Genomic DNA, 19,169 nt, shown 5'->3' on the forward strand with positions numbered 1-19,169 from the left:
CCATATTTCTATGATTTTATTCTACCTTTTTGATATAATACTATGGAATACATTCATAAGGAGAGAACCATGTCATTTGATGGATTTTTTTTAAACCACATGGTTGAAGAATTGCGAGCTGAACTACTAAATGGTCGCATTCAAAAAATTAATCAACCCTTTGATCAAGAATTGGTCTTACAAATCCGTAGCAATCGCCAAAGTCATCGTCTGCTCCTCTCTGCTCATCCTGTTTTTGGACGCATCCAGTTGACAGAAACGACCTTTGAAAACCCTGCTCAACCTTCTACCTTTATCATGGTTTTAAGGAAATATTTACAGGGTGCTGTTATCGAGTCTATCGAGCAGATTGAAAACGATCGAATCGTTGAAATCACTGTTTCTAATAAGAATGAGATTGGGGACGATATTCAAGCCACCCTCATCATTGAGATTATGGGTAAACATAGTAATATCCTCCTCGTAGATAAGTCTAGCAACAAAGTTCTTGAGGTTATCAAGCACATTGGTTTCTCTCAAAATAGTTACCGTACACTCCTACCTGGTGCAACTTACATAGCCCCACCAAGTACAGAGGCCCTCAATCCTTTTACCATTAAGGATGGAAAACTTTTTGAAATCCTACAAACACAGGAATTGACAGCTAAAAACCTTCAAAGCCTCTTTCAAGGTTTAGGTCGTGATACAGCAATTGAATTAGAGAATTTATTAACTGATGATAGGCTTTCTAAATTTCGTGAGTTTTTTAAGCAAGAAACCAACCCATGCTTAACGGATAAGTCTTTTTCTTGTGTCCCTTTTTCAACTAAAATTGAAGGACATTTTTCAAGCTTATCTCAACTTCTTGATGTTTTTTACAAAGATAAGGCAGAACGTGATCGTGTCAAACAACAGGCTAGCGAACTCATTCGTCGTGTTGAAAATGAACTACAAAAAAATCGTCAAAAGCTTAAGAAGCAAGAAAAAGAACTTCAGGCTACTGAAAACGCTGAGGAATTTCGTCAAAAAGGCGAGTTGCTAACGACTTTCCTTCATCAAGTTCCAAATGACCAAGACCAAGTCGTCTTAGACAATTATTACACCAATCAGCCAATTACAATCGCACTTGATAAGGCTTTAACACCAAATCAAAATGCTCAAAAATACTTCAAACGTTATCAGAAGTTAAAAGAGGCTGTCAAATACCTGACTGATCTAATTGAAGAAACCAAGGCTACTATTCTCTATCTGGAAAGCGTCGAAACAGTCCTCAACCAAGCTGGGCTAGATGAAATTGCTGAAATTCGTGAAGAATTAATTCAAACTGGTTTTATTAGAAGACGCCAACGCGAAAAAATTCAAAAGCGTAAAAAACCAGAGAAATATTTGGCTAGCGATGGGAAAACCATTATTCTCGTTGGACGAAACAATCTTCAAAACGAGGAATTAACCTTTAAGATTGCACGCAAAGAGGAACTTTGGTTCCATGCTAAGGATATCCCAGGAAGCCACGTGGTCATCTCAGGAAACCTCAATCCTTCTGACGAAGTCAAGACGGATGCTGCAGAACTCGCAGCCTACTATTCGAAAGGACGTCTTTCTAATCTCGTTCAAGTGGATATGATTGAGGTTAAAAAACTCAATAAACCGACTGGTGGAAAACCTGGTTTTGTTACCTATACCGGTCAAAAAACTCTTCGTGTTACACCTGATTCCGAGAAAATTGAATCCATGAAGTTGTAATATCAGTCTTATTTTAAAAATATTATTACTTCACTTTTACACAAAAATAGGAGGGGAGCTCAATGCTACGGCATATTAAACCAACTATAACTATTATATTCGGAGCTGCTATCTTCGCCTTCGGACTTACTTATTTTGTTGTTCCACATCACTTGTTCGAAGGTGGAGCAACAGGGATAACCTTGATTACCTATTACCTCTTTAACATCCCTATTTCGCTGATGAATATCTTGATTAATATCCCTCTCTTCCTACTAGCTTGGAAAATATTTGGACTAAGATCACTGTATTCCAGTCTACTTGGAACCATTGCCGTTTCCGTCTGGTTAGCTATCTTTGAGAAGATTCCTCTTCAGTTTAACCTTGAAGGAGATCTCGTTGTGGTTGCTTTAGTAGCTGGTGTCCTCCTAGGTGTTGGGCTTGGTGTTATTTTCAACGCGGGTGGAACAACTGGTGGCACTGATATTGTCGCTCGTATCCTTAATAAATACACCAATATCTCTGTTGGAAAATTGCTTTTTGGACTTGATTTTCTGATTCTGATGCTGATTTTAATCATCTTCCAAGACCTACGTCTTGTAACCTATACTCTCTTATTTGACTTCATCGTTTCAAGAGTTATTGACTTAATCGGTGAGGGTGGATATGCTGGAAAAGGATTTATGATTATCACTCAAAAACCGATGGAATTAGCCGATAAAATTAACGAAGAACTTGGTCGTGGCGTTACCTTTATCTCAGGACAAGGCTACTATAGCCAAAAGGACTTAAAGATTATTTACTGTATTGTCGCAAGAAATGAAATCGTGAAGATGAAAGAAATGATTCATACAGTTGATCCGATGGCCTTTATCACTATCACTGAAGCTCACGAAATCCTTGGAGAAGGGTTTACTTTCCCAGCAAGAGACGAGATTTCTTAACCTTAAAATAAAAAAGTAACTTCAATAGTTGAAGTTACTTTTTTTGTCATATCATCAATTATTTTTCTGCTGTAAGTGCAGCCATTGTGATGTAGTTGTATGGTTTATTGAAGTGTGGCAAGAAGAATAGGTCTGTCAATGCTAATTTATCAATTGTAACGTGTTCTTGAATAGCAAGTGAGAACATGTGAATTCCCATGCTAATTGCTGAATCACGAGATACCATTTGAGCACCAAGGATTTCACGGCTGTCTTTATCAAAGACAATCTTGATAGCTACTTCATAGTTGTCGTGCTTCATAAATTCTGGTTTTTGAAGGTCGTTAAATCCAGTTTCAGTTGCGTTGTAACCAGCAGCTTTTGCTTTTTCAAGTGTCAAACCAGTTGAAACCATGTGAAGACCATAGATTGAGATACCGTTTGATCCTTGAACACCGATTCCTTCAAGCTCATGTCCACAAGCGTTGTAAGCACCAACGATACCAGTACGAACAGCGTTTGATGCAAGAGCGATGTAGCTAGTGTCTTTACGAGCGTTGTCATAAACAGTCGCACAGTCACCAACAGCATATACACCTGGGATAGATGTTTCTTGTTTCTTGTCAACAAGGAAAGCACCGTTACGGAAGAGTTCGATCTTACCATCAGCAAGTGCAGTGTTTGGACGGAAACCAACTGCAAGAACAACCATATCCACATCAAATGTTTCTTTATCAGTGATCAAGCGTTCAACTTTTCCTTCACCTTCGATAGCTTTAACAGTTTGACCAAGTGCCAAACGGATGTTGTGGTCTTCCAAGTTTTTAGCCATCATTTGTGTGAAGTCTTTGTCATAGTATCCGTTCAATACAGTGTCAACGATATCAACAAGTACAACTTCTTTTCCAAGACGTTCGAAAGCTTCAGCAAGCTCAACACCGATGTAACCACCACCTACAACAGCGATACGCTCAAGGTGTTTGCTCTTGTCAGCAAGTTTGTTGATAACTTCTTCTGCGTTTTGGTACAATTTAACGAATTGTACGTTTTCAAGAGTTGCTTTGAACTCACGGTTACCTTTAACGATTTCAACGCCTTCGATTGGTGGCAAGATTGGAGTTGAACCAGTCGCAAAGATCAATTTGTCATAAGACTCTTTGTGTTCTTGACCTTCAACTTCTGCTGTTACAACTTTGTTGTCGTAGTCAATTGAAAGAACTGGTGAGTTCATGTAAACTTTAGCACCTTTCGCTTCCAATTTTTCTTTGTCAGAGTAGAACAAACCTTCAGGTCCGTCAATTTGTTCACCAATCCAAAGTGCCATTCCGCATCCAAGGAATGAAATGTTTGAGTTTTGGTCAAATACAACGATTTCGTTTTCGTTTCCAAAGTTATCCAACATTGTGTTGATACATGCAGTTCCAGCGTGGTTAGCTCCCACGACTACGATTTTACTCATAAGATAAATCCTACCTTTATTTTTTTATTTACCTCTCAAGTATACCATTATCTGTGAACGTTTTCAAGACTTTTGACCAGTTTGATGTTATTTAAGAAAGTTTTTGAAAGATATATCAACTTGTTTTCAAAGAGCTCTTATTGATTTGGAGCTGTTTTTATTTTTTTAAGCATATTTCTTGACTTTTTGTAAAAAATGATTTGTGAAAACGCTGACTTTATGATATTCTATTTATATGGAAATAGATTATAAATTTTAAATTTCTCATTCTTTCAAGATTTATAGCTATTTCCCAGTGATTTGAAGGGAGTTGATTCTTTGCCTCTTAGTTCATCATCTGAGCGATTAATGGGAACTACGATTACTATTTCCTTAGTACATGAACAAGCCGATAATCTTCTCCGTCAAGCTTTTGATTTGCTCAAGGAACTTGAATTCCGCTTCAATGCTAACAGTACTGAATCTGAATTAATGGAAATTAACTATCAGGCAGGTATCGCTCCAGTTAAAGTCCACCCTGATTTGTTTGAGCTGATTTCATTAGGTCTAGAACACAGTCTAGCACCTAAAAGTCATCTCAATATTAGTATAGGACCTTTGGTTCAAACCTGGCGTATCGGTTTTTCCGATGCAAAGGTTGCAAGCCCTGAAGAAATTGCTTCAGTCTTACCACTAATAGACCCTCATTTTATTAAACTCGATTCAGTCAATTCTACGGTTTTCCTAGAAAAAAAAGGAATGAAAATTGACTTAGGGTGTTTAGCAAAGGGGTACAGTGCAGATAAGGTTGCAGCTTTCTTAAAAGAAAACGGCGTCACTTCTGCTCTTATCAATCTTGGAGGAAACATCCTCACAATTGGGAACAATCAATCAAAAGATGGACGTCCGTGGCAAATCGGCATTCAAGATCCAAATAATCCACGCGGTAATCACCTGATAACCTTGTCTATTACTGGAAAATCAGTGGTTACATCTGGGATTTATGAACGGCATCTTGCAATCAATGGCAAGGATTATCATCACATTTTCGATAGTGAAACAGGCTATCCTATTGAAACGGATTTAGCTAGTTTAACCATAATATCTGACCGCTCTGTTGACGGCGAGATATGGACCACACGATTATTTGGAGAACGCAGCGCCTCTATTATGTGGCAAGTCGAAAATATTGATGGTATCGAAGCTATCCTCATTGACAAAGATGGACGCTTAGCTTGTTCATCTGGTATCCAACGATAAATCATTAATAATGCAAAAAGAGAAAGGAAAGCCCATGCTTAAACTTATTGCTATTGTAGGAACTAACTCAAAACGTTCCACAAACCGCCAACTGCTTCAATATATGCAGAAACACTTTGCTGATAAAGCAGAAATCGAATTGGTAGAAATTAAGGATCTACCTGTATTTAACAAACCAGCTGACAAACAAATCCCAGCTGAAGCTACGGAAATCGCTGCTAAAATCGAAGCTGCTGATGGAGTTATTATCGGTACTCCAGAATACGACCACTCAATCCCAGCTGTTCTTATGAGCGCTCTTGCTTGGATTTCATATGGTGTATTCCCGCTTTTGAACAAACCTGTCATGATTACAGGTGCTTCATATGGTACACTCGGTTCATCACGTGCTCAATTGCAACTTCGTCAAATTCTTAATGCTCCTGAAATCAAAGCAAATGTTCTCCCAGATGAATTCTTGCTTTCACATTCTCTTCAAGCATTTGATCAAAATGGTGACTTGGTAGATCTTGATGTCATCAAGAAATTGGATGCCATCTTTGATGACTTCCGTATCTTTGTTAAAGTTACTGAGAAATTGCGTAACGCACAAGAGCTTCTTCGCAAAGATGCTGAAGATTTTGATTGGGAAAATTTGTAAGATAGGAGATCGAAAGAATGAAATTTGTTGGACTTGTTGGATCAAACTACGATCAATCATATAACCGCAAACTCTTGGAGTTCATCCGCCGTCAGTTTAAATTTAAATTTGAACTAGAAGTTTTGGAAATCGATGAAGTTCCAATGTTTAACCAAGACGAAAAATGGGACGAGAGCTTCCAGTTGCGCCTTCTTTATAACAAAATCACTCGAGCTGATGGTGTGATTATTGCTACTCCAGAGCACAACCACACTATTTCTGCTTCACTTAAGTCAGTCCTTGAATGGCTTTCATACGAAGTTCATCCATTTGAAAACAAACCAGTTATGATTGTGGGTGCTTCATACTACGATCAAGGAACTTCACGTGCTCAAGTTCACCTTCGTAAAATTCTTGATGCGCCAGGAGTAAATGCCTACACATTACCAGGTAATGAGTTCCTTCTTGGAAAAGCCAAAGAAGCTTTTGATGCAAAAGGAAATATTATTAACGAAGGAACTGTTAAATTCCTTGAAACTTGCTTAGATAACTTTGTCAAATACGTAGGAGTCGTTTCTAATTTGAAAAAACCAAAACCAATTGAACCAGAAGACTTGGATTGTGGAAAACCAATTGCCACAACTATTACAGAAGTTGACCCTGATGATCCAGAATGGGTAGAAAAAGTTGCAGAAATCACAGGTGCTGTTTCAGGTGATACATACGTTAAACTTGACCATGGTATCCTTACAGTTAACCAAATCGATATGTTCTTGAAAGCTATGCCTTTTGAATTGACATATGCTGATGACAACAACCAATTCCTATACTACAACAACGCTCATCAAGATCCAGAAACAATGTTTGCGAAACGTGTGCCACCTCAATCTGGTAGCCGTATGTCAACAGTTCACGGATCACTTCCACCTGCACGTATGAAAAATGTTGAGTGGGTTATTGGTACGCTTCGCAATGGCAACCAAGAATACGTACGTACAATTGTTCCTGGTTCACCTGCAGGTGTTATCAATACTCACAACTACCAAGCTATGTACTATCCTGATGGATCATATGCTGGTATCAATGAAATTGTCTTTAACTTCCAACCATGGCTTGACTGGTACTTGAAAGAAACTGGTCAACGTTTGGTAGGCGGTAGCGGACCTTTTGCTCCTGCTGCTGGAGGTCACGGAGATGCCGATGCTACTTCTGGTGCATCTGACGCTGGAGGACATGGTGATGGTGGCCACGGAGCTGCTGATGCTACTTCTGGTGCAAGTAACTAATAACTAACAAAAAGGAACCATTCTTGGTTCCTTTTTTGTTAATAGAAATCTCGGTTCGCACACACAAACCGAGAATTTTTTTATTTATGAATTCGGATCATCAAGACTACGGCCGTGTAAACCTTTTTCTCGTTGCACTTGACGAAGTTTTTCAGGAGTCACATCATTACCATCTTCATCGACGATTTTGATTCCTTCAACGTGATGACGTACTGAACGACGATAGCCTTCGATATATTCCTCACGAAGTTTGGCTTGTTCTACTTTTTCTTCCGCAGTCAAGCCTTCTGTTTTTTTCTTTTTAGCAAGTTCATTAATACGAGCGATTTTTTCTGGTGTCATATTTGGACCTCCAATCTATTTTTCAATTACTATTTTGTATTAAGAAGGTTAAAAGCAGCCACTGTTTTTGCTTTATTGACAAGTTCAGCTAGAATAGCCAAACGATTATTCTTAACATCAATATCCTCTGCCATAACCATGGTATTGTCAAAGAATGCATCAATAACTGGACTAAGAGCAAATAATTGCTCTAATTTATCACTAGCTGAACCTTTCAATTCTAAGCTTTCTACAGCTTGAGCTAGTTCTTTTTCCTGCTCATTTTCAAAGAGATTTGCATCAACTTTGACTGAACCTTCTGCCTTTTCTGCTAGGTTAAAGGCACGAGATAATGACTCAACTGATGATTTGTAATCTTCAGTTTTAGCAGCTTCTGAAAGAGCTTCTGCCGCTTCAATCATATCAGAGACAACAAAGTTTGAGCTTGCTAGAACAGCTTCTTTAATATCTTTTGCTGTAGAATCCATCATCTTATCAACACGAGCTTTGATGAAGTTAAGCACTTCTTCTTGGTTATCGTAAGTTAAACTATCAAACGATAAAGCATAAAGACTGGCAATCAACTCGTCCATCGGAATATTCCATCCAAAGTCTTCTAAGATTCGAACAATCCCTTGTGTTGCACGACGAAGGGCATAAGGGTCGTTTGAACCAGATGGAATCAACCCAACAGAGAAGAAAGATAAGAGAGTATCTAATTTATCGGCTAGTGCAAGTATTGCTCCAACTTTAGATTCAGGAAGAGTCCCGTCTGCTGAATCAGGAAGATAGTGCTCTCGAATAGCTTGCGCCACTGCTGCATTTTCACCTGCAAGAAGCGCATACTTCTCACCCATGATCCCTTGAAGCTCATCAAATTCACCAACCATACCGGTTAAGAGGTCAAATTTATAAATGGCTGCAGCACGAGCAAGATCAATAGATTCATCAACTGATAGACCAGCTTTTTCAGCTAGCAGTATAGCAATTTGTCCTGTACGAATCATGTGTTCACGAAGTGAACCAATCTTTTCATGGAAGGTTACGTGTGAAAGTTTAGCAACTAAATCTTCAATCTTGAGTTTTTGGTCTTCACGCCAGAAGAATTCTCCATCTTCCAAACGAGCAACCAAGACTTTCTCATTTCCTCGAATGACATTTTCCAAGTGTTCAGCATTTCCGTTACGAACTGAAATGAAGTTTGGTTTTAGATTTCCTTCAAGATCACGGACAACAAAATAACGTTGATGAGTTTCCATTGAAGTAACCAAAACTTCTTCTGGAACTTCTAGGTATTTAGGCTCAAAATTACCCATAAATGCAGTTGGATATTCAACCAAGTTTAAGACTTCGTTTAAAAGTCCTTCATCAATCTGTACTTGAACGCCTTGTTCTGCTTCAATTTCCTTAATTTGTTCACGAATCATATTTTCACGTTCAATGCTATCAGCAATGACATAGACTTTGCGTAAGTCTTCTTCGTAACTATCAGCATGACGAATTTCTACTTCATGACCAAGGAAACGGTGTCCGCGGCTGACTCTGCCTGAATGAATATCTAAGAAATCTAGTTCAAGAGCTTCATCATCCAAAAGCACTGTCAAAGTGTGGACTGGACGGATGTATTCAAAGGTATTGTTTGCCCAACGCATGCTAACAGGGAAACTTAAGCTAGCCAAGACTTCTGGAATTCCAGTCAGAACTTCTTCTGCTGGTTTTCCAGCTTCATGCTTCGTTACATAAACATATTCTTCACCTTTGATTTCACGGAATTCAATGTCATCTACAGTCAAGCCTTTTCCACGGACAAATCCTTGGGCAGCTTTAGAGAAGTTTCCTTCTGCATCCAAAGCAATTTTCTTAGAAGGTCCTTTAAAATCTTCAGTCAAATCTGTTTGTTGGTCTGCTAAACCAAGTACACGAACAGCCAAACGACGTGGAGTTGAAAATGTTTGAATCCCTTCATATGAAAGGCGGTTGTCATCCAAGAAGGCTGCCATTTTTTCGCCGAGTTGTTTTTCACTTGGAGTTACTACGTAGGCTGGTAACTCTTCGAGTCCTAGTTCTACTAATAAGTTTTTTGTCATGTTTTTTCCTTTACACAATTAATGTTCTTCAACAAGACCTTTAGTAGTGGGGGACGCAAGCAAACCTTCGGTTTCATTGCTAACTGTCAAGCCTTAAGTCTCGTCAGTTCCCCAGTCGGATAAGAAACTTCTTATCCGACTTTCACTACAGCGGTCTTGTTTTATTTAGCGACCTACGGTCGACTTTCAGTCATTTATTCCTGTAATTATGCCTATTCTTCCTCTTCTGCTAGGAGTTTGGCGCGTGTGGTTTCGTCTAGAAGTGGGTAACCGAGTTTCTTACGTTCTGCGACGAAAGTTTTAGCTACTACACGGGCTAAGTTACGGATGCGGGCAATGTAACCGGCACGTTCTGTAACCGATACCGCTCCACGAGCATCAAGCAAGTTGAAGGTATGTGAACATTTCAAAACGTAGTCATAGGCTGGGTGCACAAGGCCTAATTCCAAAGCGCGTCCAGCTTCTTTTTCAAACTTTTCAAAGTTTTCAAGAAGCATGTCTTGGTCAGAAACTTCAAAGCTGTATTTTGAATGCTCATATTCTGGTTGAAGGAAAATTTCTCCATATTTAACACCTGGAGCCCACTCGATATCATAAACTGAGTCAACTTCTTGGATGTAGGAAGCCAAGCGTTCCAAACCGTAAGTTACCTCAGCAGTAACAGGACCTGTTGCTAAACCACCGACTTGTTGGAAGTAAGTGAACTGAGTGATTTCCATACCATCAAGCCACACTTCCCATCCAAGACCAGCTGAACCAGTTGATGGGTTTTCCCAGTTGTCTTCAACGAAACGAATATCGTGTTCCAATGGGTTGATACCCAATTTTTCCAATGACTCAAGGTAGAGCTCTTGGATATTTGATGGAGATGGCTTCATAACCACTTGGAATTGGTGGTGTTGGTAGAGACGATTTGGGTTTTCTCCGTAACGACCGTCTGCTGGACGACGAGATGGTTCTACATAAGCCGCATTCCATGGCTCAGGACCAATGGCACGAAGGAAAGTATAAGGACTCATGGTTCCCGCACCTTTTTCGTTATCATAAGCCTGCATGAGCATACAACCCTGGTCATTCCAGTATTGTTGCAAAGTAAGGATGATTTCCTGGAAAGTCAATTTTTTAGACATTGTTTTCTCCTTTTTTCTATAATTTCTTGCGACACGAGTCTGCCTCGTCGATTATACGAGGCAAGACGAGTTAGTACTGCGTCTAGCTCAGGTACCTTAGTGCTGAGCGTGGGGCAGTCCGACTGTAAGGAGGTATCTGCCACTCACGCAGTGAAAGGTTAGTTTATTGGACATATTTTACTCCTTTATATTTTTTTTGCGCTCAACTCAGAAAACAAAAAAAACCGTGTCTTTGCTCCTAAGTCAAGTGACCTAGGGGCGTCAAAAACGCGGTTCCACCCTAATTTATTACTTCATTATCTTTATTAAAATACCAAAAGCGCCACACTTATCACTCAATCACCTGACTCTCACTATCTCAGGCTCGCTTAAGATCTACCGATAAGATATTCTTTCTTGCGTCTATTATAACAAAATGCAATTAAAAAGTAAATTTTTTTCATAAGGAATCTCCAATAATTCACCTTAAATAGAAATACTAATCTAAAGTCATTCCTTTTCATGCCCCTTTTTGAACAAAAAGAAAAACCGCTACTCCTAAGAATAGCGGTTTAATCATGTTTTTAAGCTACAAATGTAGTCGCTCTATTATTTAAGAGTAACTGAAGCTCCAGCTTCTTCCAATTTAGCTTTGATTTCTTCAGCTTCTGCAGTTGCAACGCCTTCTTTAACAAGTGCTGGTGCACCATCAACAAGTTCTTTAGCTTCTTTAAGTCCAAGACCAGTGATTTCACGTACAACTTTGATAACGCCAACTTTTTTGTCACCAGCAGCTGTCAATTCAACGTCAAATGAGTCTTTAGCAGCACCAGCGTCAGCAGCACCAGCTGCAGCAACAGCTACAGGAGCAGCTGCAGTTACACCAAATTCTTCTTCGATAGCTTTTACAAGGTCGTTCAATTCAAGGATTGAAGCTTCTTTAATTTCAGCAATAATGTTTTCAATGTTCAATGCCATTGTTATTTCCTCCAAATAAGTTTAAATTTAATTTTGTTATTTTTTTGTAGCTAGGCTACGCTGCGTAGCTTATGATTAAGCTGCGTCTTCTTTGTTGTCTGCAACCGCTTTGACTGCAAGAGCAACGTTGCGCACTGGCGCTTGAAGTACAGAAAGGAGCATAGAAAGAAGTCCTTCGCGACTTGGAAGAGTTGCAAGAGCAACGATTTCTTCTTTTGATGCGACAGCGCCTTCGATTGCACCACCTTTGATTTCAAGTGCTTCAGCGTTTTTAGAAAAGTCGTTCAAGATTTTCGCTGGCGCGATAACATCTTCGTTAGAAAATGCTACTGCAGATGGTCCAACAAAAACAGATGCAAGATCTTCAAGACCAGCTTTTTCAGCTGCACGACGTAAGATTGAGTTTTTAATAACTTTATACTCAACTTCGCTTCCACGAAGCTCACGACGAAGAACTGTATCTTGTTCAACTGTCAAACCACGAGCGTCTACAACGACGATTGATGCAGCAGCTTTCATTTTCTCAGCTACTACGTCAACTAGTTCCGCTTTTTTAGCAATAATTGCTTCACTCATTAGTGTGTTCACCTCCGTAATTATTTTGCTTGGGGAATTTTTCCAAAAGAAAAACGCGCCCAAACCTAGACACGAAAGTACAATACGCTTCTTTTTACATGATACGTTTTGTCCTCGGTAGGATATTTATGAGTCTTGCTCCCCTACTGTCTTAGGCAGTTTTTTCAAACCGTTTATAAGTATATCACAAGAATTCTATCAAAGCAAGTATTTTTTAAAAAAATTTGAGTTTTTTCTCAATTCTACTGCCACTTAGAGAAGAATATTTAAATATTTTCTCAGTAAATGGAAAAGATCGGTACCAATGTATTATAGATTAAGAGCGCATGAAAGATCAACATCAACACATGAAATATGAATGGAGTATTTTCCATGGTTTGAATATCCTGATTAGATTTTTGATTGTCTAAGAAAAAAGTCAATGACAAGAAAAGTAGGATTACGCCATAAATAATGCTAATATGATAAAGAATGAGCCCTATGATACTGAAATAGAGGAAACCGAATATGGGTATCGAGAAAACAATCAGAGCTAAGGAACCAAATGCGATTCTTATTATCGAAATCATTAAGAAACTATAGGCTGTATATGTAGTAAATTTAGATACTTGGAATCCTAATTTTTTCTGCTTAGATATGTAATGAATGATAAAAATTGGATAAAGAATATCTACCATCTTAACTCTCTATTCTTTCTAAGATACTTTACTTTATTTTAACTATTTTTCCTTCAAAATTCAATTTCTATCTTGACGGATAATATTATTTAGTGTACTATACAACTGTATATACATATAAAAGGAGTTATTATGAATACACAAAAGAAAACCCAATTCATGACTTTAACCGCATTGCTAACCGCTATTGCTATTTTGATTCCCTTGGTGATGCCCTTCAAGATTGTTATTCCGCCCGCTTCTTACACCCTAGGAAGCCACGTTGCAATCTTTATCGCTATGTTTCTTTCTCCTTGGATGGCAATCTTTGTCATTATAGCTTCTAGCCTAGGATTCCTCATGGCTGGTTATCCAATTGTCATTGTACTTCGAGCTTTCTCCCATATCTTTTTCGGCACTTTGGGAGCCTTCTATTTGCAAAAACATCCTCAAACCTTGGACAACAAGAAATCTTCCTTGATTTTTAACTTTGTACTTGGTTTAGTACATGCTATCGCCGAAGTCTTTGCTTGTATCATCTTTTATGCTAGTACAGGAACAGACCTAAAAAATATGTTCTATGTTCTCTTTGTATTAGTTGGTTTTGGAACTATTGTTCATAGTATGATAGACTATTACTTAGCATTAACTGTTTATAAAGCATTGAAAAAACGCCATTAAGCGTTAAGAAAGAAGAATATGACAAAAAATCGAAAAGAAGCACTTCTACAACTCTTAAAAGAAACTCAAAAACCTCTAAACGGAAAAAGCTTAGCAGAACATTTTCATGTCACTCGCCAGATTATTGTTCAGGATATAGCTGTTCTTCGTGCAGATGGTGCTCCTATCTTATCAACCAATCGTGGTTATATTTATAAAGAAAGCAAAACCAATCCGTATGTTCACAAGCTGTTTAAAGTAAAGCACGAGATGGAAGAAATCGGCCAAGAACTTCTAGCTATCGTCGATAATGGGGGACGTGTTCAGAATACCTTAATTGATCATCCTGTCTACGGGGAAATTGAAACCTTGCTCAAACTCTCTTGTCGCCGTGACGTTCAGCATTTTTTAGAGCAAGTCGAACGGTCTGACTTTAGACCACTTTCTGAATTAACAGATGGCGTCCATTATCACCTAGTCGAAGCTGAAAACGAACAAGACCTCCTCTATATTGAGAAGGCCTTGGACCAGCTTGGTTATTTAGTAAAAGATTAAAAGATTTTCTTTTCCCACCCGTCCTCTGTACGGTGACGGTAGAAAAATTCAGACTTGTCTGGAGCTTCCATCATCTCCATCAAAGGTAACATATCATAGGCCAGATCCAAATTTGGAATCTGGTCTTTTTGTACCCAGGACACTTCTCCTTCTTCAGATGATTGTAGAGTACCAGTAAACTCAGTTGCCTTGTAACAAAAGACAATATAACGCTCACCTGTATCTAAGGGCCAATTTTTAATGCCGACAAGTTGAGGATTTTGAATCGTTAGACCTGTTTCCTCGTATATTTCGCGAATAACTGACTCTGCAAAAGCCTCTCCGTCTTCGACATGACCTCCTGGAAAGGCATAGCCAGACCAATGGTTGCTTTCGGGTGATCGATACTGCATAACCACGCGCTGCTTTTCTAGATCTTCAATCATACAAATATTGGTAAGAATGGTTAATTGTGCTCGAGACATAGGGATCACTTTCTAATCTTTAATTTTCTATCTTATACTTAACTTTAGATTTCATAATCAAAGGATTAACTAAGTCATGATATTCATGAATTTCATGGAGTAAGGAACCTCTGATGATTCTAATTTCCTTATCTTTACTATTCACCTGATAATCTATATTGATAGGCATAGATGAATCTGGAACCATAGATAAAAAGAAGAAAATCAAAACCCAGATTAGGAGGGCAAAGAAACCGCTGAGAGCTTGAAAAATCAAATGATGCCATTGAAAGATTCTTGTTTTATAAAAGATGGTCCATGGATGGATAAATAGGGTTAAGCAGAGACCAAAAAACCAGATATTCCACAAAACTGGGGTAAAAGCTAAACCAAATAAACCTAGGATAAAATGGAGTAGGGCAAATACCAAGAACAGTAGGTAAAGAATCCTAAATATAGTTAGATGTTTTCTCATAATTAACTCCTCTTATTTTCAATAAATTTCATAAACAAAATCGTTAAAGCAGCTACAGTAAAAAAGACTAAATAGGTTGCTATAGGAAACCAAATATAGCGGTGAGCTAGGGATAAGAGAGAAGGTAAAATCCCTTTACTGTTTTTTCCGCTAATTCCAATAAAGAGATGGACTATTAAACCGATACTATTAAGATAAATAAATAAATCTGCAAATCTTTTTATTGTCATCCTTTCCCAGACAAGTCTAGGAACCAATAGTCAAATAATCGATATACTAGACAAAAAAGATTTATATATAGTGGAAAACTATAGTTGATATCTCTAAAGGGCGAAGGAATAGGAAGACTTTCAAAAATTAGATTCAAACTTAGTCCTATTGCAAGGATAAGACCGAGGATCAAGAAGAATCCTAAAAATTTATGAGAATCTAGCCAAAGATGAAAACATTCTCTCCTTGAGAGATTCTTTTTTGTATTTGAATTTCTTTTATTCTTTTTCATTTGAGTGGATTTTCCCTATTTTCTTCTTTTCCCTTTTTCTTTTCAATATACTTGGAAATTAAAATAATCAAAGTAGCCACTAAGAAGAAGGTTATATAAGTAAGAATTGGAAACCAGATGTAGCGGTGGTCTAATGTTAGCAAGGGAGGAATAGTCTTTCTATTTCGACCCACTATTCCGAAAAATGAGTGAAACAACAAACCTACTCCATTTAGGTACAAGAATGGATCTGCAAAATCTTGTATTGTCAGCATTCCATCGAAATTATCTCTAAAAACACCTTGATAAAGCATGTTCACTAAGAATATAAGATTCAGAAAGAGCGGAAAGACATAATTGAAGTTTTGATAGGGTTTTGGAATAAGAGTTGTTCCAAACAACAAATAGAATACCCCAAAAGCTGAGAAGAAAAATATACTACTATCTAATAGAAAAGCTATTTTTGAATGCTGTAGCAACCACAATTTTACTTTATCCAGCCAGCTCATTTTTTGATTTGGCATATAGTGTTTTTTTGATTTTTTCTGTGCCGTGACTTTCTTTTTCATTCGTTTCTTAATCTTTCGTTTCAATAACTGTTCAAAGAGATTTACATTATGATTTCATTTTTGAGATATAATCTAATAAGTTTAATTTTATCATCTAAAACCGACCAGTTCAGTTTTTTTCGTAACTTATCAGTTTATGATTCTGAATTTTTAAAGAGACACTGCTTCCTGAACGATATCCTTTAGCACCATAGTAGTAAGAAACCTCATAAAAGGCATCTGGCAACTCAGCATTTTCGATCCCATTTGAAATAAATCCTGTCAGTCCGCCTTCACTATCGAAATAATCTTTCTCACCCTCTTCTAAAACAGTGTCTTTATATCTAACACTTCCTTTAACAATTCCTTTTTCCAGAAATTCATTAATAGGGAGGTCATATAAACCTTGAAAAGCTTTTCCTTCTTTATGGTTCTTTTCGATAAGGGCATAATAGTCTTGGATATTGTCAGATTCAGTATCGACACTCCAGTAACTACTTACGAATTCCAAATTGGGATTTTCATATTGCTTGAAAAAATTCTCCACTTTTTCTTTATTGGAAACACTGTCTGGATGTTGATTGAGTAATTGATCAGCTATCCCAGAGAATTCTCTTAACATAGTTTTAGTAGTTCCGTCGTAGGCTATTTCTTCACTCGTCCGTTTAGAGTTTCCTGGAGATTTAGGAAAATAAATTAAACTGTCACTTACAGTGATTTTCCTACCATTAACTTCTTCAGTGTAATCGTATTCAATTTCATAATCTTCAGAAGGCCATCTATATCTAGAAAACTTCGTCACCTTCACTTCACCTTTAAAGCCATATAAATTCAGTGTTCTGCTTGCTGCCACTTCAATATCCTTTTGATTTGGTCCAGAAAAAGTATTATGAAAATTAACTACCACAATCAATACAAAACTTATAAAACAAACTGAGAGGATAATCCCGATAAAACTGAAATTCAACACTAATGCTTTTTTCATTACTAAATTCTCCTAGTTAAACATATATAAAAATCATTTCACTAATCCAACGCTTTGACTTCCAACATCATATCACGAATCTGAGCTGCGAGTTCAAAGTCAAGCACTTCGACGGCTTCTTGCATTTGTTTTTCGAGTTTTTTGACGAGTTCCTTGCGTTCTTGTTTGTTGAGGCTATTGATATCGACTTCCTTGTCCTCTTCCTTGGCAACTACCTTGGTTACAGAGATCAGGTCACGGATTTCCTTCTTAATAGTTTGTGGAATAATACCGTGTTCTTCATTATAAGCCATCTGGATTTTACGACGACGAGCTGTTTCATCGATGGCGCGTTGCATAGACTGGGTCATAGTATCTGCATACATGATGACATGCCCCTCGCTATTACGGGCAGCACGACCAATAGTCTGAATAAGTCCACGCTCATTACGAAGGAAACCTTCCTTGTCGGCATCGAGAATAGCAACTAAACTTACTTCTGGAACATCAATCCCTTCACGAAGGAGGTTAATCCCTACCAAGACATCAAAGACTCCTAAACGCAGGTCACGGATAATCTCTGTTCGCTCTAAAGTCTTGATATCCGAGTGCATATATTTGACCTTGATACCCATTTCTTTGAAGTAGTCAGTCAAGTCTTCAGCCATTTTCTTGGTCAGGGTTGTAATAAAGGTACGCTCGTTCTTTTCAACACGGGCATTGATTTCACCTAAAAGATCATCAATTTGCCCCATAGTCGGACGGACTTCAACTTCTGGATCCAAAAGACCAGTCGGACGAATGATTTGCTCAATAACGGTATCAGTCTGCTCGTGTTCATAATCACCAGGTGTCGCTGAAACGTAGACAATCTGGTGAACATGACTTTCGAACTCTTCACGACGAAGGGGACGATTATCCAAGGCAGATGGCAAACGGAAACCGTAATTAACCAACATTTCCTTACGCGAACGGTCTCCATTATACATTCCCTTGATTTGCCCCATGGTCATGTGGCTCTCATCAATCATAATCAAAAAATCATCAGGGAAGAAATCAAGAAGGGTGTACGGTGGCTCTCCTTCACTTCGTCCATCCATGTGACGCGAGTAGTTTTCAACCCCGTTTGTATAGCCCATCTCACGAAGCATCTCGATATCGTATTCTGTTCGCTGTTTCAAACGTTGAGCTTCAAGGAGTTTACCTTCCTTCTCAAAAATAGCTAACTGCTCCTCCAACTCAGCCTCAATCTTAGCAATAGCTACTTCCATGTGGTCGTCATTGGTCACAAAGTGTGTGGCTGGGAAAATAGCCAAATGATCCACTTCGCCCAGAACTTGACCAGTTAGAGCTTCAACTTCACGAATACGATCAATTTCATCTCCGAAGAACTCAACACGAAAGGCATGCTCATCACGAGAGGCTGGGAAAATCTCCACCACATCCCCACGAACACGGAATCTTCCACGCTGAAAATCAATGTCATTGCGTTCGAACTGAATATCCACCAAATCATTGAGCAGTTTATCTCGAGAAATCTCAAGGCCTGGTCGCAGACTTACCACGCTATCAGCATATTCCTTCGGAGAACCCAATCCATAGATACAAGACACAGATGCAACAATGATAACATCATTACGCTCCAAGAGCGCTGAAGTCGCGGAGTGACGAAGTTTATCAATTTCATCATTGACTGAACTGTCTTTTTCTATATAAGTATCGCTTGAAGGCACATAAGCTTCTGGCTGGTAGTAATCGTAGTAGGATACGAAGTACTCAACAGCATTATCTGGGAAAAATTCCTTGAACTCCCCATAGAGCTGGCCCGCTAGCGTTTTATTATGGGCGATGACCAGGGTCGGTTTATTAACCTGAGCAATGACCTGGCTCATGGTATAGGTCTTCCCCGTACCAGTCGCTCCCATCAGGATTTGTGCCTTCTCACCACCCTCGATGTTATCCACTAACTTCTCGATAGCCTGCGGTTGATCCCCAGAAGGCTGGTATTTGGATACCAGTTTAAATTTGTTGTCTGTAATTCGATTTATCATAATAGCCTCATACACATTTTCTATCCTTCTATTTTACC

General features: G+C 38.5%; 19 protein-coding genes and 1 other annotated feature. Of the genes, 7 read left to right on the forward strand and 12 right to left on the reverse strand.

Annotation, left to right across the window (positions count from 1 at the left end; all coding sequences use genetic code 11):
* Window positions 1-69 precede the first annotated feature (69 nt).
* Together ACWPUA_RS06045 and ACWPUA_RS06050 are read left to right on the forward strand one after the other, a co-directional pair.
* A complete protein-coding gene (locus ACWPUA_RS06045) occupies window positions 70-1,722 on the forward strand; it encodes an Rqc2 family fibronectin-binding protein (RefSeq protein ID WP_195184179.1) in 1,653 nt (550 codons plus the stop codon).
* Window positions 1,723-1,784: 62 nt separating this feature from the next.
* Window positions 1,785-2,645, forward strand: a complete 861-nt coding sequence (locus ACWPUA_RS06050) for a YitT family protein (RefSeq protein WP_414266825.1) — start codon at window positions 1,785-1,787, stop codon at window positions 2,643-2,645.
* A 58-nt stretch (window positions 2,646-2,703) separates the two neighbouring features.
* Here the strand turns inward: ACWPUA_RS06050 and nox are convergent, their stop codons facing one another.
* The gene (gene nox / locus ACWPUA_RS06055; protein ID WP_454379824.1) at window positions 2,704-4,083 is read right to left on the reverse strand and encodes a H2O-forming NADH oxidase; all 1,380 of its coding nucleotides are present in this window, start codon (window positions 4,081-4,083) and stop codon (window positions 2,704-2,706) included.
* A gap of 318 nt (window positions 4,084-4,401) precedes the next feature.
* On the opposite strand from nox, the gene ACWPUA_RS06060 reads away from it, so the two are divergent.
* From ACWPUA_RS06060 to ACWPUA_RS06070, 3 genes are read left to right on the forward strand one after another with little or no spacing between them, the layout of a single operon-like run.
* On the forward strand, window positions 4,402-5,322 hold the full coding sequence (locus ACWPUA_RS06060; protein WP_049495219.1) for an FAD:protein FMN transferase: 921 nt from the start codon (window positions 4,402-4,404) through the stop codon (window positions 5,320-5,322).
* Window positions 5,323-5,356: 34 nt separating this feature from the next.
* Window positions 5,357-5,962: an NADPH-dependent FMN reductase gene (locus tag ACWPUA_RS06065; protein ID WP_004252640.1), complete on the forward strand. Its 606-nt coding sequence runs from the start codon at window positions 5,357-5,359 to the stop codon at window positions 5,960-5,962.
* A gap of 17 nt (window positions 5,963-5,979) precedes the next feature.
* On the forward strand, window positions 5,980-7,227 hold the full coding sequence (locus ACWPUA_RS06070; protein ID WP_004252639.1) for an NAD(P)H-dependent oxidoreductase: 1,248 nt from the start codon (window positions 5,980-5,982) through the stop codon (window positions 7,225-7,227).
* Window positions 7,228-7,311: 84 nt separating this feature from the next.
* Here the strand turns inward: ACWPUA_RS06070 and ACWPUA_RS06075 are convergent, their stop codons facing one another.
* The 5 genes from ACWPUA_RS06075 to rplJ all read right to left on the reverse strand — a co-directional run bounded on the left by ACWPUA_RS06075 (window position 7,312) and on the right by rplJ (window position 12,298).
* A complete protein-coding gene (locus tag ACWPUA_RS06075; protein ID WP_070678121.1) occupies window positions 7,312-7,569 on the reverse strand; it encodes a DUF896 family protein in 258 nt (85 codons plus the stop codon).
* A 29-nt stretch (window positions 7,570-7,598) separates the two neighbouring features.
* Window positions 7,599-9,635, reverse strand: coding sequence for a glycine--tRNA ligase subunit beta (gene glyS / locus ACWPUA_RS06080; protein WP_454379827.1), 2,037 nt, complete (start codon window positions 9,633-9,635; stop codon window positions 7,599-7,601).
* Window positions 9,636-9,847: 212 nt separating this feature from the next.
* Window positions 9,848-10,765 (reverse strand): glycine--tRNA ligase subunit alpha, encoded by a 918-nt coding sequence (glyQ, locus tag ACWPUA_RS06085; protein WP_320693542.1) that lies wholly within the window; start codon window positions 10,763-10,765, stop codon window positions 9,848-9,850.
* Between the two features lie 588 nt (window positions 10,766-11,353).
* Window positions 11,354-11,722: a 50S ribosomal protein L7/L12 gene (gene rplL, locus ACWPUA_RS06090; protein WP_001196963.1), complete on the reverse strand. Its 369-nt coding sequence runs from the start codon at window positions 11,720-11,722 to the stop codon at window positions 11,354-11,356.
* Between the two features lie 75 nt (window positions 11,723-11,797).
* Window positions 11,798-12,298: a 50S ribosomal protein L10 gene (rplJ, locus tag ACWPUA_RS06095; protein ID WP_006152070.1), complete on the reverse strand. Its 501-nt coding sequence runs from the start codon at window positions 12,296-12,298 to the stop codon at window positions 11,798-11,800.
* A gap of 38 nt (window positions 12,299-12,336) precedes the next feature.
* Window positions 12,337-12,472 (reverse strand) — a sequence feature (ribosomal protein L10 leader region).
* A gap of 635 nt (window positions 12,473-13,107) precedes the next feature.
* Here rplJ and ACWPUA_RS06100 point away from each other — a divergent pair.
* Window positions 13,108-13,635, forward strand: a complete 528-nt coding sequence (locus ACWPUA_RS06100) for an ECF transporter S component (RefSeq protein ID WP_454379830.1) — start codon at window positions 13,108-13,110, stop codon at window positions 13,633-13,635.
* A gap of 18 nt (window positions 13,636-13,653) precedes the next feature.
* Entirely contained in the window at window positions 13,654-14,169 is a 516-nt protein-coding gene (locus ACWPUA_RS06105) for a transcription repressor NadR (protein WP_036754675.1), read from the forward strand.
* On the opposite strand, the gene ACWPUA_RS06110 is transcribed toward ACWPUA_RS06105, so the two are convergent.
* From ACWPUA_RS06110 to uvrB, 6 genes are all read right to left on the reverse strand, one after another.
* The gene (locus ACWPUA_RS06110) at window positions 14,166-14,633 is read right to left on the reverse strand and encodes an NUDIX domain-containing protein (RefSeq protein ID WP_454379833.1); all 468 of its coding nucleotides are present in this window, start codon (window positions 14,631-14,633) and stop codon (window positions 14,166-14,168) included. The genes ACWPUA_RS06105 and ACWPUA_RS06110 overlap by 4 nt on opposite strands.
* 19 nt (window positions 14,634-14,652) lie before the next feature.
* Entirely contained in the window at window positions 14,653-15,087 is a 435-nt protein-coding gene (locus ACWPUA_RS06115; RefSeq protein ID WP_414266838.1) for a hypothetical protein, read from the reverse strand.
* A 2-nt stretch (window positions 15,088-15,089) separates the two neighbouring features.
* Entirely contained in the window at window positions 15,090-15,317 is a 228-nt protein-coding gene (locus ACWPUA_RS06120; protein ID WP_036754665.1) for a hypothetical protein, read from the reverse strand.
* Window positions 15,318-15,585: 268 nt separating this feature from the next.
* On the reverse strand, window positions 15,586-16,137 hold the full coding sequence (locus tag ACWPUA_RS06125; RefSeq protein ID WP_052063259.1) for a hypothetical protein: 552 nt from the start codon (window positions 16,135-16,137) through the stop codon (window positions 15,586-15,588).
* 109 nt (window positions 16,138-16,246) lie between these two features.
* Window positions 16,247-17,101 (reverse strand): hypothetical protein, encoded by an 855-nt coding sequence (locus ACWPUA_RS06130; RefSeq protein ID WP_036754657.1) that lies wholly within the window; start codon window positions 17,099-17,101, stop codon window positions 16,247-16,249.
* Between the two features lie 41 nt (window positions 17,102-17,142).
* Window positions 17,143-19,131: an excinuclease ABC subunit UvrB gene (gene uvrB, locus ACWPUA_RS06135; RefSeq protein WP_036754654.1), complete on the reverse strand. Its 1,989-nt coding sequence runs from the start codon at window positions 19,129-19,131 to the stop codon at window positions 17,143-17,145.
* Window positions 19,132-19,169 lie beyond the last annotated feature (38 nt).

Source organism: Streptococcus sp. Marseille-Q6504 (assembly GCF_965111625.1).